General features: G+C 72.0%; 19 protein-coding genes. 9 read left to right on the forward strand and 10 right to left on the reverse strand.

Annotated elements, in window-relative coordinates; translation table 11 throughout:
- Positions 1-18: 18 nt before the first annotated feature.
- Complete coding sequence (locus tag AC07DU_RS23175; protein ID WP_360896484.1) at positions 19-237, reverse strand: CbtB domain-containing protein; 219 nt, start codon at positions 235-237, stop codon at positions 19-21.
- An 83-nt stretch (positions 238-320) separates the two neighbouring features.
- Between AC07DU_RS23175 and AC07DU_RS23180 the strand changes: the two genes are divergently transcribed.
- A complete protein-coding gene (locus AC07DU_RS23180; protein ID WP_479113293.1) occupies positions 321-776 on the forward strand; it encodes a histidine phosphatase family protein in 456 nt (151 codons plus the stop codon).
- 4 nt (positions 777-780) lie between these two features.
- On the opposite strand, the gene pucL is transcribed toward AC07DU_RS23180, so the two are convergent.
- From pucL to AC07DU_RS23200, 4 genes are all read right to left on the reverse strand, one after another.
- Complete coding sequence (gene pucL / locus AC07DU_RS23185) at positions 781-1,725, reverse strand: factor-independent urate hydroxylase (protein ID WP_479029502.1); 945 nt, start codon at positions 1,723-1,725, stop codon at positions 781-783.
- Between the two features lie 231 nt (positions 1,726-1,956).
- The gene (locus AC07DU_RS23190; protein ID WP_479113295.1) at positions 1,957-3,318 is read right to left on the reverse strand and encodes an aminotransferase class III-fold pyridoxal phosphate-dependent enzyme; all 1,362 of its coding nucleotides are present in this window, start codon (positions 3,316-3,318) and stop codon (positions 1,957-1,959) included.
- A 94-nt stretch (positions 3,319-3,412) separates the two neighbouring features.
- Positions 3,413-4,276, reverse strand: a complete 864-nt coding sequence (locus tag AC07DU_RS23195) for a PaaX family transcriptional regulator C-terminal domain-containing protein (protein WP_479113297.1) — start codon at positions 4,274-4,276, stop codon at positions 3,413-3,415.
- A complete protein-coding gene (locus AC07DU_RS23200; RefSeq protein ID WP_360896498.1) occupies positions 4,273-4,860 on the reverse strand; it encodes a GNAT family N-acetyltransferase in 588 nt (195 codons plus the stop codon). Before AC07DU_RS23200 ends, AC07DU_RS23195 begins: the two co-directional genes overlap by 4 nt.
- A 105-nt stretch (positions 4,861-4,965) precedes the next feature.
- Here AC07DU_RS23200 and AC07DU_RS23205 point away from each other — a divergent pair, with 105 nt between their 5' ends.
- Entirely contained in the window at positions 4,966-5,982 is a 1,017-nt protein-coding gene (locus AC07DU_RS23205) for an alpha/beta hydrolase family protein (protein ID WP_479029509.1), read from the forward strand.
- A 208-nt stretch (positions 5,983-6,190) separates the two neighbouring features.
- Here AC07DU_RS23205 and AC07DU_RS23210 read toward each other — a convergent pair whose 3' ends face one another.
- The 3 genes from AC07DU_RS23210 to AC07DU_RS23220 form a co-directional block, all read right to left on the reverse strand.
- Positions 6,191-6,562, reverse strand: a complete 372-nt coding sequence (locus AC07DU_RS23210) for a hypothetical protein (RefSeq protein WP_360896504.1) — start codon at positions 6,560-6,562, stop codon at positions 6,191-6,193.
- Between the two features lie 107 nt (positions 6,563-6,669).
- On the reverse strand, positions 6,670-6,873 hold the full coding sequence (locus AC07DU_RS23215) for a cold-shock protein (RefSeq protein WP_030011983.1): 204 nt from the start codon (positions 6,871-6,873) through the stop codon (positions 6,670-6,672).
- A 191-nt stretch (positions 6,874-7,064) separates the two neighbouring features.
- Positions 7,065-7,814, reverse strand: coding sequence for a PP2C family protein-serine/threonine phosphatase (locus AC07DU_RS23220; protein ID WP_479029511.1), 750 nt, complete (start codon positions 7,812-7,814; stop codon positions 7,065-7,067).
- Positions 7,815-8,010: 196 nt separating this feature from the next.
- On the opposite strand from AC07DU_RS23220, the gene AC07DU_RS23225 reads away from it, so the two are divergent.
- The 4 genes from AC07DU_RS23225 to AC07DU_RS23240 all read left to right on the forward strand — a co-directional run bounded on the left by AC07DU_RS23225 (position 8,011) and on the right by AC07DU_RS23240 (position 12,073).
- Positions 8,011-8,331 (forward strand): hypothetical protein, encoded by a 321-nt coding sequence (locus AC07DU_RS23225; RefSeq protein ID WP_479113299.1) that lies wholly within the window; start codon positions 8,011-8,013, stop codon positions 8,329-8,331.
- A gap of 19 nt (positions 8,332-8,350) precedes the next feature.
- On the forward strand, positions 8,351-9,721 hold the full coding sequence (locus AC07DU_RS23230) for an FAD-binding oxidoreductase (protein WP_479113301.1): 1,371 nt from the start codon (positions 8,351-8,353) through the stop codon (positions 9,719-9,721).
- Between the two features lie 180 nt (positions 9,722-9,901).
- Complete coding sequence (locus AC07DU_RS23235) at positions 9,902-11,068, forward strand: serine hydrolase domain-containing protein (protein WP_479113303.1); 1,167 nt, start codon at positions 9,902-9,904, stop codon at positions 11,066-11,068.
- A gap of 75 nt (positions 11,069-11,143) precedes the next feature.
- On the forward strand, positions 11,144-12,073 hold the full coding sequence (locus tag AC07DU_RS23240) for a GNAT family N-acetyltransferase (RefSeq protein WP_479113305.1): 930 nt from the start codon (positions 11,144-11,146) through the stop codon (positions 12,071-12,073).
- Here AC07DU_RS23240 and AC07DU_RS23245 read toward each other — a convergent pair.
- Entirely contained in the window at positions 12,057-12,689 is a 633-nt protein-coding gene (locus tag AC07DU_RS23245; RefSeq protein WP_479113431.1) for a histone deacetylase, read from the reverse strand. The genes AC07DU_RS23240 and AC07DU_RS23245 overlap by 17 nt on opposite strands.
- A gap of 75 nt (positions 12,690-12,764) precedes the next feature.
- Between AC07DU_RS23245 and AC07DU_RS23250 the strand changes: the two genes are divergently transcribed.
- Positions 12,765-12,896, forward strand: a complete 132-nt coding sequence (locus tag AC07DU_RS23250; RefSeq protein WP_479113307.1) for a hypothetical protein — start codon at positions 12,765-12,767, stop codon at positions 12,894-12,896.
- Positions 12,897-13,141: 245 nt separating this feature from the next.
- A complete protein-coding gene (locus AC07DU_RS23255) occupies positions 13,142-14,002 on the forward strand; it encodes a helix-turn-helix domain-containing protein (RefSeq protein WP_479113433.1) in 861 nt (286 codons plus the stop codon).
- 61 nt (positions 14,003-14,063) lie between these two features.
- Here AC07DU_RS23255 and AC07DU_RS23260 read toward each other — a convergent pair whose 3' ends face one another.
- Positions 14,064-14,240, reverse strand: coding sequence for a hypothetical protein (locus AC07DU_RS23260; RefSeq protein ID WP_479113308.1), 177 nt, complete (start codon positions 14,238-14,240; stop codon positions 14,064-14,066).
- 27 nt (positions 14,241-14,267) lie between these two features.
- Here AC07DU_RS23260 and AC07DU_RS23265 point away from each other — a divergent pair, with 27 nt between their 5' ends.
- Positions 14,268-14,642, forward strand: coding sequence for a hypothetical protein (locus tag AC07DU_RS23265; protein WP_479113310.1), 375 nt, complete (start codon positions 14,268-14,270; stop codon positions 14,640-14,642).
- Positions 14,643-14,868: the final 226 nt, after the last annotated feature.

Consider the following 14,868-nt stretch of genomic DNA (forward strand, 5'->3'; position numbering starts at 1 on the left):
GACTCAGTGGCGGTTGACTCAGTGGCAGGGAAAGCCGAGCAGGTGGCGGCCGTCGTGCAGCCACTCGTGGATGGTCTCCCCCTCGAAGACGGCGGTGGCGCCCTGCTCGGCGCCGACGAAGTACAGCAGGACCAGCATCAGGATGCCGACGAACGCCGCCCAAGGGGCCAGCGCGGAGAGCGAGATCGGGGCGACGACAGGTGCGGTCGTCGTGGGCACGGCGGAGTGGGCGGCCATGGCAGTACCTCCAGGGGGAACACGCGTCCCGGTCAGTGGTGCTCGCGTCTCGTCCGTGACCGTACCGCGCTTAGGCTCCCCTTATGAAGACCCCGTTGGTACGAGTCCGGCTCGTCAGACTCCCACTGGACGCAGCCGCCCGCCAGGGGCGCTTCGGTCACGTGCAACCCTGCCCCGGCCACGACGGACTGCGCGGCATGGACATGGGCCAGTGGACGGGGCGCACCCTGGACGAGGTGGCGGCCGAGGACCCGGCGGCCCTGCACGCCTGGCTGACGGATCCCGGATTCGCCCCGCCCGGCGGGGAGTCGGTGGACGCGCTGATCGCCCGCGTGGGGGCGGAGCTGGCCGCGCTGGCCCCCGGTACGCACCGGGCCGTGGTCGACCAGGCCGTCGTACGGGCCGCCGTCGTGCACGCCCTGGAGCTGCCCGCCGCGACCTTCTGGCGCCTCGACGTGCGGCCGGAGTCGGTGACCACGCTGACCGGGCGCGCGGGCCGCTGGAACCTCCTCGTGGGGCAGCCCGAGGAGGAGCACTAGGGCGTTACGCGACGATCCAGTCGGACGTCGCGATCACCGGCTGCACGCCGTCGCGGTGGACGGTGCCCTCGATCAGGCCGTACATGCGGTCCGCCGCGAAGTAGACCTCGTTGTCGTTCTTGAGGCCGAAGGGCTCCAGGTCGACCAGGAAGTGGTGCTTGTTCGGGAGGTTCAGCCGCACCTCGTTGACCCTGGGGCAGGTGTCCAGCACCCGCTCGGCCATCTGGTTCAGGGTCTGCTGGAGCGAGTACGAGTACGTCTCCGCGAAGGCTTCCAGCATGTTCTTGCGGACCTTCTTGTACGACTGGTCCCAGTCGTAGGAGGCGTCGTCGGCGGCCAGCGCCGAGTGCGCCCAGCGCGCGGTGACCTTGGTCGCCAGGATGCGGTCGTACGCCTCCTGCAGGGTCGTGTACTTGTCCTTGATGTAGCCGTGGAACTCGGAGTTGGTCGAGTTCATCACCGTCAGGTCCTTCAGGCCGGAGATGACCTGGAGCCCCGTCGTCTCGCTGTAGGTGATCTGTGCGGTGCGCACCTCCTGGCCCTTGCGGACGAAGGAGTGCTGCTCCTTGCGCGTCGGGACCGGGATGCGGTCCCACACGTACTCCTCGATGCGGATCTGCGCCTCGCGGATCGGCTGCTGCGAGGAGACGAAGTGCTTGGCGAGCAGGATGCCGAAGGCCTCGGGGGAGGCGATGCCGTGCTCCTTGCCGAAGGCGTACACCGTGTTCTTGGTGGTGTCGGTCGGCAGGCAGTTGGCGTTGTCGCCGGTGAGGTGGACGTCGCGGAACTCACCGCGGAGCGCGACCGAGACGTTGAGGTCGCGGATCTCGTGCCAGGAACCTCCCCCAGACTCCGTCTGGGAGGTACCCCCATGGCCCTTGCGCGTGACCTTCACGATGCGGTTCTCGGCCTTGCCGTACTGGTTCTGGGCCAGGACGTGCTTGCTCATGGGAAGACTTCCTTCGGGTACACGGAGTCCGGCTGAGGGGATCCCGTACGCCCGGCGTCCAGCGGTCGGCCCGCTCCCCGCCGTTCGGTCACGGAGGACCGCCCCGGGACTGACGTGCATCCCGGTCCGTAGGTGCTCTGTCGGATTTCAGCACGTTCACGTGCCGTTCGTAATGGCGCGAATCCTCCGAGAGAGGCACCCACGGATTGGGCGACCGTGCGTCCGTGCAGGTCAGGCCATGTGCGCGTCGGCGACCGACAGGGCCTCGTCGAGGATCGCCAGGCCCTTGGCCACGTCCTCGGGCGCGATGTTGCACGGCGGCGCGACGTGGATGCGGTTGCCGGCGAGCAGCGGCCACAGACCGCCCTTCTTCAGCGCCGCCCCGAACTCCGCCATGGGCGCGTTGTCCGCGCCCGAGGCGTTGTACGGGACCAGCGGCTCGCGCGTCTCCCGGTCCCGTACGAGCTCCAGCGCCCAGAAGGTGCCCAGGCCGCGGACCTCGCCGACGCTGGGGTGGCGTGCGGCGAGTGCGCGCAGCCCCGGGCCGAGCAGCTCCTCGCCGGTGCGGGCGGACTGCTCGACGACGCCCTCCTCCTCCATGACGCCGATCGTCGCGACGGCGGCCGCGCAGGCCAGCACGTGCCCGGAGTACGTCAGCCCGCCCGGGTAGGACCGGCGGGCGAAGGTCTCGGCGATGGCGGCCGAGATGGCGACGCCGCCGAGCGGGACGTATCCGCTGGTCACGCCCTTGGCGAAGCACAGCAGGTCGGGGGTGACGTCCCAGTGCTCGGACGCGAACCACCTGCCGGTCCGGCCGAAGCCGACCATGATCTCGTCAAGGATGAAGACGATGCCGTAGCGGTCGCACAGGGCGCGCACCCCGGGCAGGTAGCCGTCCGGGTGCACGAGGACGCCGGGGGCGCCGCCGACGGTCTCCAGGATGATCGCGGCGACGGACTGCGGACCCTCGAAGACGATCGTGTCCTCCAGGTGGCGCAGGGCGCGCTCGCACTCCTCGGCCTCGGACGCCGCGTAGAAGGGCGAGCGGTAGGCGAAGGGCCCCCAGAAGTGCACGACCCCGGCGGTCGCGGAGTCGTTGCCGAAGCGGCGGGCGTCGCCGGTCAGGTTGATCGCGGTGGAGGTGGCGCCGTGGTACGAGCGGTACGCGGACAGCACCTTGGGCCGGCCGGTGTGCAGGCGGGCCATGCGGACGGCGTTCTCGACGGCCTCGGCCCCGGCGTTGGTGAAGAAGATCTTGTCGAGGTCGCCGGGGGTGCGCTCGGCGATGAGGCGTGCGGCCTCGGAGCGGACGTCGACGGCGAAGCCCGGCGCGACGGTGCACAGGGCGGCCGCCTGCTCCTGGATCGCCGCGGTGACCTTGGGGTGCTGGTAGCCGATGTTGGTGTAGACGAGCGCGCTGGAGAAGTCGAGGTAACGGTTGCCCTGGTAGTCCCAGAAGTACGAGCCCTGCGCGCCCGCGACGGCGAGCGGGTCGATGAGCTCCTGCGCCGACCAGGAGTGGAAGACGTGCTTCCGGTCGGCGTCTTTCACGCGGGCGAGGGCGAGGGCGTCGGCGTCGGCTTCTGCGTTCATGAAATGAGGGTAGTTGTCCAGGATGTGGACGCGGCGGCGGTCGCCCCGTCCGTCCGCCGGGGCCGCCGGGGGCCCCGGCTGGTGGGTGCCCCGCTCACCCGAGGACCTCGCCGTACAGCCGGAACAGCCTGGGGCCGCCGGCCGGTGCGGCGGCCGCCAGCCGGGCCCAGGCCTCGGCGGCCGCCGCCCGGGCCGTCGTCCCCGGCCACGGCTGCGGCAGCAGCTCCGGGGGGAGCAGCGGATCCGGCAGCATCGCGTCGGAGAAGGCCCCGGCCAGCGCGACGGCCCGCGCCAGCCCCGCCGCCGTCCCGGCGCCGTCCACCGCCCCGTCCGCTTCCCCAGCCCCGTCCGCCGCCGGCCCCGTGTCCTGCGCCAGGGCGCGCAGCGCCTCGTACCGGTCCGCGATCTCCGGCAGGGGCCACAGCCGCGCCGCCAGGGCCCGCGGCTCGGCGGTCCCGCCCACCGACAGGTCCCGGGTGCTCAGGCAGCTCAGGGCCTGCGACAGCCCCAGCTCCGCCGCGTGGGCGCGCACGTACGGGCCGATCGCGTTCGGCGTGACGTACAGCCCGCCCTGCACCGGCGCCGCCCCCAGCCGGGTCAGGGCGTCCCGCAGGGCGTCCCGGGCCGCCCGCGCGGATTCCGGTACGGCGAAGGCGAAGGCGTGCCAGCGCCCGTCCCAGGGCTCCAGGCCCCGGTCCTGCCGGTAGGCGTGCCGTACGAACTCCACCTCCGGTACGAGCGGCAGCCCGGGTCCCGCCCCCACCGTCCGCAGGACGGCGCGCCGCCCACGGCCCTCCACCGCGAACCGGCCCTCCGCCACCAGCCGCTTCACGCACAGCCGCACCTGCTGGTCGGTCATCCCGAGCAGCCCGGCGACCTCGTACAGCTCCTCGCCCGCGACCGTCCCGTCCTCCCGGACCAGCGCGTGCACGACCGTCCTGGTCGCGACCCCGCTCACCGCGTCACCGCCTTGTGCATGGTCGTCACGGCTCCGAATCCCAGCACGTCCCGCAGCCAGGGCGTCCGCTGCACCCGCACCGCCGTGAATCCGTGCCGCTCGTACAGCGCCCGGGCGCGCGGGTTCTCCGCGATCACGTCCAGCCGGATCCGCCGGCACTTCTGCTCCACGGCGACGGCCCCGATCTCCTCCAGCAGCAGCCCGCCGATGCCCCGGCCCCGCGCGGCTGGGTCCACGGCGATGCCGTCCATGACCAGCTCGTCGCGGGCGGGGGTGCGCTCCAGCAGGGCCAGCAGGAAGACCCGGGGCAGGCCGCGCAGCCGCCCGTACTGCGCCCGGACCGCGGCCGCGTCGCCGCCGACCAGGCCGCGCCCCGCCAGCTGGTAGCCCGCCACGCCCACCACCCGGCCGTCCTCGTCCAGGGCCGTCACCGCCCGGTCCGCGTGCAGGTGCCCGGCGATGAAGCGCCGCCCGGCCTCGGCGGGGCCGAGCGCGCGGCCCAGTTTCCCCCCGAAGGCCTCCCAGTACAGCTCCGCCACCCGCTCCTCGGCGCCCTCGGGCACCCCGCGCTGCAATGTCGTCATACGAACGAGTCTAATACGCTCATCCGCGCTACGATCGTTTTCACTTCGATCGAAAGTGCGGTCGAAGGGCCAGAAGAGCAAGAAGACCGAAGAAGGGGTGCCGTCATGTCCCGCACGCTCCGCACCGCCCTGCTCATCGCCTTGACCACCGCCCTCCTCGCAGCGGGCCTCACCGGTGTCGTCCTGTGGCAGAACAGCTACGCGATCCACGAGGAGCGCGTCACCGTCCCGGCCGCGGGCCACCGCCTGCCCGGCGTGCTCGCCACCCCCGTCGGCAAGGGCCCCGGCCCCTTCCCGCTCGTGGTCCTCGTGCACGGGGACGGCGAGGTCGACGCCACCCACGAGGGCTTCTACCGCCCGTACTGGGAGGCCTTCGCGCGCGCCGGATACGCCTCGCTCTCCCTCGACAAACCCACCGACTGGCTCGGCCAGAGCATGGACGACCGCGCCCGCGAGACCGTCGACGCCATCGCCTGGGCGGCCGCCGCCCGTCCCGAGATCGACGCCGCCCGCATCGGCCTGTGGGGCGCCAGCCAGGCCGGCTGGGTCCTGCCGAAGGTGGTGGCCCGGGCCCCGGCTCCCGGGGTGCGCTTCGTCATCGCGGTCGGCACCGCCGTGAACTGGGAGCGCCAGGGGGAGTACCACCTGCGGGCCGAGCTGCGCGCGGCCGGCGCCGACGCCGAGCGCACGGCGGCCGCCCTGCGCACCCGGGAGCAGACCCTGGCACTGCTGCGGCGCGGGGCGACGTACGAGGAGTACCGCGCGAGCCCCGGCGCCGACCGGGAACTCACCGCGCAGCGCTGGTCGTTCATCAGCCGCAACCACACTGCGGACGCGACCGCGGACCTGCGGGCGATGCCGCACGTCCCGGTGCTGCTGCTCTCGGGCGCCGACGACCGGAACGTGGACGGCGCCGAAACCGAAGCCGCGTACCGGAGCCTGCTCGCGCCCGGCACCCTCACCGTCCGCCGCTATCCGGGAGCGAGCCACTCCCTGCTGCGCACCGCGGTCGAGCGCTCCTCCTGGCGGCTGACGCTGACGGCCGTGTTCGCCCCGCGCACCCTCTTCCCGTCAGGCCTCCTCGCCGACCAGCAGCGCTTCCTGGAAGAGCTGCCCCGTTAGGGAGCCGTCAAAGGCGCGTGCGGGGGCGTATGGGGCCCGTGCTGGAGCTGAACGTGGCGCTGGAGGCGCTGACCCGCGGGTAGCGGCGTCCCGTGGCCCGGCACAGCCATCCTCCGGCCGGTGGAGAATGCGCCGGATGCGGCCCCCGCGCTCGCGTGCGGGGGCCGTGTTTCCGGTATTCGTGGGTGCGGGGGCGGGTGTCCGGTGTCTATTTGTCGGAGTAGCTGAAGTCCCCGACGGTCCAGGCGCTGACGTCCTTGACGGCGATCCGGTACATCCCGCCGGTCTCGGGGATGCCCAGGGTGCCCTGGAGGATGCGTGCCACGTGGAAGTGCAGGTGTGAGGGTGCTCCGGCGGGCTCTCTGCCGCCTCCTCCGGAGGACCTGAAGATCTCGGCGAACGGGGCCAGCTGGTCGGAGTCCTGGAGGACCTCCGCCACCCGCTGACGCCAGACGCTTTCGGGGGCGAGGCGGCCGGTGATGACGGCGCCGTGAACCACGACGGTCAGGGACATCTGATTGGTCTGCACCGACTCGACCATGGCGGCGAGATCGAGGAGCAGGTCGTCAGGGATCGACATGGGCACGGACTCTAGCAAGCCCGTCAAGAAAGGGCCGCGCCTGGAGCGACAACGAGCCGAGGCCCGCACCGTTGGGTGCGGGCCTCGGCTGCGGGTACGCGTGGGCGTCAGGCGGGAACGATGTTCTCGGCCTGCGGGCCCTTCTGGCCCTGCGTGACGTCGAAGGTGACCTTCTGGCCTTCCTGAAGCTCACGGAAGCCGGAGGAGGCGATGTTCGAGTAGTGGGCGAACACGTCAGCGCCGCCACCCTCCTGCTCGATGAAGCCGAAGCCCTTTTCCGCGTTGAACCACTTCACGGTGCCAGATGCCATATTAATTCTCCTGAAAACTGCGCCCAACGGAAACTGCAACGGCGTCACACTAGCACAGGAAATGCGGCGCAGCGGAAATTCCTGCCGCCAGAAATTCTGTGTCTGCGGTAATAGATATCCGATGCTGAAAGTCATATAAAAAGTGCCGTGAGCCCCTGTCCAGCCGTGTGGCGCCCGTGACGCACGGGACGTCAGAGGGTGTCGCCGATGCGTATCAGCGCGAGCGTGATGTTGTCGGGGCCACCGGCGTCGATGGCGGCCCTCCACAGCTCGAAGGCGGCTCTGCCGTCGTCGTGGACCCGCAGCAGGGTCTCGATCTCCTCGTCGGGCACGGGGTCGGTCAGCCCGTCGCTGCACACCAGGTAGCGATCGCCCTCGGACAGCGTGAAGGACGCGATGTGGGGGGTGACGTCCTCGTAGCCGCGGCTGCCGCCGAGCACCTGCGTGACGGCCGACGTGGTGCGGTGTCCGGGTGCCGGCGGCGGGCTGTCGTCCACGCTGACCTGGCGCAGGGCGCCGTCCTGCCCGGCCCGGAACACCTTGCTGTCGCCGACGTTGAACGCGAGCAGCGCATCCGGCAGGACGAGGGTGCCGGCGACCGTGGTCCCCATGGTGGCCAGGTCCGGGCGCCCTTCGGCGGCCGAGTACACGGCGCGGTTGCACAGGTTCAGGGCGTCTCCGACGGTCCGCGTGTCGTCGAGCGAGGGACCGAGCGCGGCCAGTTCGTTCACCACGAGGGCGCTGGCCACCTCGCCGCCCGGCTGCCCGCCGAGCCCGTCGGCGACGGCCACGACGAGCGGTCTGCCGAACGGGAACAGGAGCGTCTGGGGGTTTTGCGTCACCGTGCCGCACAGCGTCCACGGCCCGACGACGAGGCTGTCCTCGTTGTGGTCGCGGACCAGCCCGACATGGCTCAGAGCGGTCACGGCTATGTACGGCACCTCGGCGTCCCGCCTCTCCGAAACGACAACGGCGAACGGCAACGGCAAACGGTGAGGGCGAACGACCAGGTCAGACGCCGTCCTCCCCACCATTGTCACGCCGCTCCGGCATGCGGGCTGCGGCCCGCCGGAGCACGCTGGTCGTGGAGCTGCCCGTCCCCCCGACCGGCGGCCCGGCCAGGAAGGATTTCCGGAGATGTTCGCGAGGCTGAGCACCTACCAGGGATCACCGGTTCCCCCGGAGGGGGACCTGACCGCGCAATCGGAGGCGGTCGTCAGGCAGGTCCAGGACGTCCCCGGCTTCCGGGGCGTCTACTACCTCGTCGACCGGGCCACGGGGCAGGCCAAGTCACTGACCTTGTGGGAGGACGAGGGGACCATGCTGGCCAGCGAGGAGCAGGCCACCCGGATCCGCGAGGAGACCGCACGGCGGGAGGGCCAGCGGATCGTCTCGGTGGAACGGTTCGAGGTGGGCTTCAGCCACCTCCAGCCCGGTCACCTCCCACCCGAAGCGTGAGCCACGAGGAGCGATGGTCATGGGCAAGCTCTCGATCGACCAGTTGCGCGAACGGACCCGCGGGCCCGTCGTCACCCCCGACGACGAGGCCTACGACGAGGCGCGCAGGGTCTACAACGCCATGATCGACCGGAGACCGGCCGCCGTCGTGCGCTGCGCCCACGCGGGTGACGTCATGGCAGCGGTCGACTTCGCACGGTCTAACGGACTCGACCTCGCGGTACGCGGCGGCGGGCACAGCGTGCCCGGCTTCGGCACCTGCGACGGCGGCGTGGTGGCCGACCTGTCCGCGATGCGCGGTGTCCGCGTCGACGCCGCACGCCGGACGGCGCGCGCGGAGGGCGGCGCGACCTGGGGCGACTTCAACGCGGCGACCCATGCCTTCGGGCTGGCCACCACCGGCGGGATCATCTCCACCACGGGGATCGGCGGCCTCACCCTCGGCGGCGGCATCGGATACCTCTCCCGCGGGCTGGGCCTGAGCTGCGACAACCTGGTCTCGGCCGATGTGGTGACGGCGGACGGCCGGCTGGTGGTGGCGAGCGAGGAGGAGAACGCCGACCTGTTCTGGGCGCTGCGCGGAGGCGGCGGCAACTTCGGCGCCGTGACCTCCTTCGAATACCGGCTGAGCCCCGTCAAGGACGTCTACGGCGGACCGATCCTCTACGAGCTGGAGGATGCCCCCGCCGTCCTGCGCTCCTTCAGCGAGCTCATCGCCGACGCCCCGGAGGAACTGGGCGGTTTCCCGGCCTTCCAGATCGCCCCGCCGCTCCCGTTCATCCCGGAGGACCGGCACGGGGACACCTTCGTGCTGATCGTGGCGTGCTGGGCCGGGCCGCTCGACGAGGGACCCGGCGCCGTCCAGGCCTTCCGCGACTTCGCACCCGTGGTCGCCGAGCACGTCGGCCCGATGCCGTATCCGGCGCTGAACAGCGCCTTCGACGCACTCGTACCGCCCGGGCTCCAGCACTACTGGAAGGCCAACTTCGCGAACGAGCTCAGCGACGCCGCGATCGCGGCGCACGTCGAGCACGCGGCGCGGCTGCCCGTCGTGAACTCGACGATCCACATCTACCCCATCAACGGGGCCTGCCACCGCGTCGCCCCGGACGCGACGGCCTTCGCCTACCGCGACGCCTCGTTCGCCACCGTCATCGCCGGGATGTGGCCCGACCCCGCCGACAACGAGGCGAACACCGCGTGGGTCCGCGACTACTACGAGGCGACCGCGCCGCATTCGGAGGAGGGCGGCTACATCAACTTCATGGCCGACGACGACCAGAGCCGGATCAGGGCCAACTACAAGGGGAACTACGACCGCCTGGTCGAGGTCAAGCGCACGTACGACCCCGGGAACCTGTTCCACATGAACCAGAACATCACCCCGTAGGCGGCGTCGTGTGGGACCGGGGTCCCGGGCGGGGGGACCGGGGTCCCGGGGGATGTCCCCACGGCGCGTGGGCGGGCTGTCCGGCTGTCCGCGCGGACCTCCCGGCCGCCAGGCTGAAGGCATCGAGATCGTCGATGTGACCGTCGACGCAACCAGCCTGGCGCTCAGGGGAGTTCACTCATGTCTGTTCGTTCGCAGAAGCCGCGGCGTGTTCGTATGGCAGCGGCGGTGGCGGTCATCGCCGCGGCCGTGGCCGTGGCCGGTACGGCGCCCGCCTCCGCGGCGCCGGCCCGGGGCCCGCGGGACGCCGTACGCCAGGGCCTGGAGCGGCTGGTGGACGAGGACCGCTTCCCGGCCGCGCTGGCCGCCGTCACCGGTCGCGACGGGCGCACGCACCACTACACCGCGGGCGTCGCGGACACCAGGACCGGGGCGAAGGTGCCCTTGGACGGGCAGGTGCGGGCGGGCAGCAACACCAAGACCTTCACCGCGACGGTGGTCCTGCAACTGGTCGGCGAGGGCAAGGTCGACCTCGACGCCTACGTCGAGCGGTACCTGCCGACCCTGCTGCGCGGCGAGGGCATCGACGGGCGCCAGATCACCGTGCGGCAGCTGCTCCAGCACACCAGCGGACTGCCCAACTACACCGCCTTCATGCTCGACGACGTCTTCGGCGAGGGCCGCCACACCTACTACCAGCCCCGCCACCTGATCGACGTGGCGCTCGCCCACAAGGCCGACTTCGCCCCCGGCGAGGGCTGGGCGTACAGCAACACCAACTACATCGTGGCCGGGCTGCTCATCGAGAAGATCACCGGCCGTCCGCTGGCCGAGCAGATCACGAAGCGGGTCATCGACCGCATCGGACTGCGCCACACGTACTTCCCGGGCGTGGGCGACGAGAGCATCCGCGAGGCCCACCCCAAGGGCTACGCGGCGCTGCCCGGTGGACTCGCGGACGTCACCGAGCTGGACCTCTCCTGGGGCTGGGCCGCAGGTCAGCTGATTTCCACGCCCGGCGACCTGAACCGGTTCTTCTCCGCACTGGTCGGCGGCGAGCTCCTGGCGCCCGCCCAGCTCGCCCAGATGCGCACCACCGTCGCGCCGCCCGCCGACTCCGGCTGGCTGCCCGGCACCGGCTACGGGCTCGGGCTGTCGAGCACGCCGCTGAGCTGCGGCGGCGTGGCGTGGGGGCACGGCGGTGACACCCCCGGCTTCCACTCCGTGCCCGGCGTCACCGACGACGGCCGCGCCGCCACCGTCGTCGTCACCGCCAACACGCCGCCGACACCGGAGGGTTACGAGCACTCCGACGCGCTCCTCGACACCGCGCTGTGCAAGAAGTAATCGGCTTGTCCGGTGCGGGGGGCGGGAGTTACGTTCGCTGCGACCCGGATTGTCCCCCTGCACGAAGGCCACTTTGTGACGCTGATCCGTACCGCCCGTCCCGACGAGCTCCCCGCGCTGTTCGAGCATCCGGACGACACCGAGCGCAACGCCGCGACCCGGGCGTACCTCGGCGAGCTGCTGGAGGCGCGGTGCACCCGGCCCGAGTGGTGCCTGGTCGCCGAGGACGGGGGGCGGCTGGTGGGCAGCGTGGTGCTGTGGACCCTGCCGGGACAGGAGGTCCCCTACGCCTTCGTCCTGTTCGAGGCAGCGGCCGGTGCGGAGCCGGCCGGGGCGGCGCTCCTGGAGGCGGCCGCGGCGACGGCGCGCGGGCTCGGCGCGCAGGAGCTGGAACACGTCGTCGACAGCCCGGCGCAGGAGCCGCAGTTCCAGCGGGGGCCGCAGCGCCGGGAGGAGCTGCTGCGCGGCTCCGGCTTCCGGGTGATCCGCGACGGGCGCAGGTTCCGCCTGCGGGTCCCCGGTGAGCTGCCGGCCGACGATCCCCGGCTGACGTTCCGCAGCCTCACCGATCTGGGGCCCGGGCCGTTCGTCGACCTGCTGGAGGAGCTGCTCGCCGACACCGCGGACGCCCGGCTGACGGACGACGTCCGGGTCCACGGGGCGCGGGGAGCGGCCGAGCGGCTCTTCGAGGACATGACGCAGCTGACGTACGAGCCGGACTGGTGGGAGATCGGCTACGACGCGAACGGCGCGCCCGCGGTGATCAGCCTGCCGGCCCGGAACCCCAGCGTGCACGTGATCGGCTTCGTCGGCGTCGCGCCCGCCCACCGCGGCAAGGGTTACGCCGCCTCGGTCGTCGTCCGCGGCACGCGGATCCTCGCGGCGCACGGGGCCACCGAGATCCGCGGGGACTGCGACGCGGCCAACACGGCCATGGCGAAGGCGTTCGGCAAGGCCGGTTACGAGAACTTCGCCGACCGGCTGGAGTTCAGCCGCGGCCTGTGACCGGCCGCGCCTGAGCCGCCGAGCCCGGTGACCCGTCCGCCGTGAGCAGCAGTTCCAGCAACTGCGCCGACGTCCAGTTGCCGGCCGCGCCCGGGCAGGCGGACAGGTAGTCGGCGATGTCGGGGGCCTGCCACGGCCCCGACTCCAGCAGGCCGGCGGCCAGGTGCCGCAGGTACGCGGCGGACGGCATGAGCGGTTCGACGTCGTGAAGGCTCCACGGGGCGGTGAAGGTCACCACGGGAACGCCCTCGATCGCGCCCGGGCAGATGGGCGTCTCGTACCGTCCGGTGCCCAGCTCGTCGCGGCCCTCGCGCAGCACCCGGGTCAAGTCGAGGTCCGCTCCCGGCTCGCGGTACATCTCCTGAGCGGCGATGTCCGACACCTGGCTGATCGTCAGCAGGTGGGCGCGCCCCCGCATGCGGCCGGGCCCCGTCGGGTCGTAGAAGCCCCTGCCCCCGGTCCACACGGCGGATTCGGTGGCGAAGTACAGGCATCCCGCGAGCTCGACGGGGATCGACCGGCGCGGCGCCCGGCGGTCCCGGCACCCCGGGTAGGCGTGCGCCGCACCGGGCGGGCTGCCGCCTGTGAGGTAGGCGGTCAGCCGCTCCCTGTGCATGTTGGAGCCGTAGGAGGCGTACCAGACGTACTCGGGGGCGGGGGCGGGGAGCCGGCCGGTCAGGGGAGCGGCCACGTGCACGGTCACCTGGCCGTCGCCGTCGCCGCCGCCGTCGCCGTCGCCGTCGCCGCCGTCGCCGTCGCCGCCGTCGCCGAGCAGGCGGACAGCGTGAGACCGGCCAGAGGGACCGCGCCGAGGGCGAGTTGACCGCGTGCCATGTGAGCAAGATATCCGGGCCCCCGGACGACCGGACCCTCTCGGCCGACGTCGTCTGCACACCTGAGGGCGTGACCGGTAAATACGCTCAGCCGGACGGCATTTATGAGAAATTCAGCTCGCTTTGCGCCCGCAGCGAATTACGGGGCATGACACGGGCCGAGTCGGATTCGGCCGGACCGGCCGTGGCAGTCTTCTCGCCAGCGCAAGTTTTTTGGAGCGGAGGTATGCGCCCTGTGGGTGCCGACGTCAATCCCACCATCACCAGACGCCGGCTGGGGGCGGAGCTGCGTCGGCTCCGGGAGATCACCGGTATGACCACGCAGCAAGTGGCGGCGCGCCTGCTGATGTCCCAACCCAAGATCAGTCTGATGGAGAACGGCCGCCGCGTCATCAAGCCGCGTGACGTGCGTGATCTCTGCGGGCTGTACGGAGTCCAGGACCAGCGGCACGTGGACCACCTGATGCGGCTGGCCGGCGAATCGGGTGGGCAGGGCTGGTGGAACGCCTACGAGGACGTTCCGTACGGTGCCTACATCGGCTTGGAGGCCGAGGCCGCCGCGATCCGGAGCTACGAGCCCATGGTGATCCCCGGTCTGCTGCAGACCGCCGCTTACGCCCGGGCGGTCATCGCAGGAACGATCCCGCACGCCACCGCCGAACAGGCTGCCACCCGCCTCCAGGTGCGGATGCGGCGCCAGGACCGGCTGCGCGCCCCGGTCAATCCGCTGCGCTTATGGGTCGTGCTCGACGAATCGGTGCTGCGGCGCGCCGTGGGCGGCCGTGGTGTCATGCGGGAGCAGCTGGACCATCTGAGCCGCTTCAGCACCCAGCCGCACGTCACCTTGCAGGTTCTCCCTCACGACGCGGGTGCGCACCCGGGCGTCTCGGGACAGTTCTCGTTGCTCGAATTCGTCGACGCCACCGACGTGAGCGTGGTCTATCTGGAGAGGTTCACCAGCGACCTCTATCTGGAGAAACGATCCGACGTGCAGCGCTACAGCGCTATGTACGCACACTTGCAGGCCCAGGCGTTGAGCCCGGACAGCACCCGGCATCTCATCGAGGAAGCCGTCAAGGCGTACGGTCGGGGCTGATCACCGGCCGGCGCCACTGAGCCCCTGGACTGGGTGTCCAGGGGCTCAGTCGCCGCGAGGGCTAATCCCGTCGGGCTGCCGTACCGCGTCGGGTCCGCTTCATGGCGAAGACGGCCGAGCCTGCGATGAAGGCCAGCGCGGCTGCGGTGGCGGCCATGACGCCGGTCTCGCTGCGTGAGCCTGCCGCGGCGGGGACGGGCGAGGTCTCCTTCGCCTGTCGGTCGGTGGCGGCGCTCACGTGGGCGAAGTTGACGCCCTTGGCCGTGTGTCCGGGACCGATGTGGCCCAGGGCGCCGTCGAGGCCTCCGGGCAGGTAGTCGGCCCACGGGGGCTTGCCCTGGTCGTGGCCGTCGGGGCCGTCGGGGCCGTGGCCGGGCTTGCCGTGGTCGTCGTCGGGGCCGTCGGGGCCGTGGCCGGGCTTGCCGTGGTCGTCGTCGTGACCGTGGTCGCCCTCGTCGCCGTCGTCGTGACCGTGGTCGCCCTCGTCCTCGTCCTCGTCGTCATGACCGTGGTGGTGGTCGTGGTCGCCCGAGTCACCCTTTTCACCCTTTTCACCCTTGTCGCCACGAGGCCCCTTGGGCCCGGCGGGTCCTGCCGGTCCAGCGGGTCCGGCGGGTCCAGCGGGTCCGGCCGGTCCTGAGGGTCCAGCGGGTCCGGCCGGTCCGGCCGGTCCTGAGGGTCCGGGGGCGCCGGTCGGTCCGGGTGCACCGGTGGGTCCGGGGGCACCAGGGCTACCGCTCGGTCCGGGGGCGCCGGTGGGTCCGGGTGCGCCGGTGGGTCCGGGGGCACCAGGGCTACCGCTCGGTCCGGGGGCGCCGGTGGGTCCGGGTGCGCCGGTGGGTCCGGGGGCACCAGGGCTACCGCTC

Source organism: Streptomyces sp. NPDC045695, assembly GCF_056432025.1.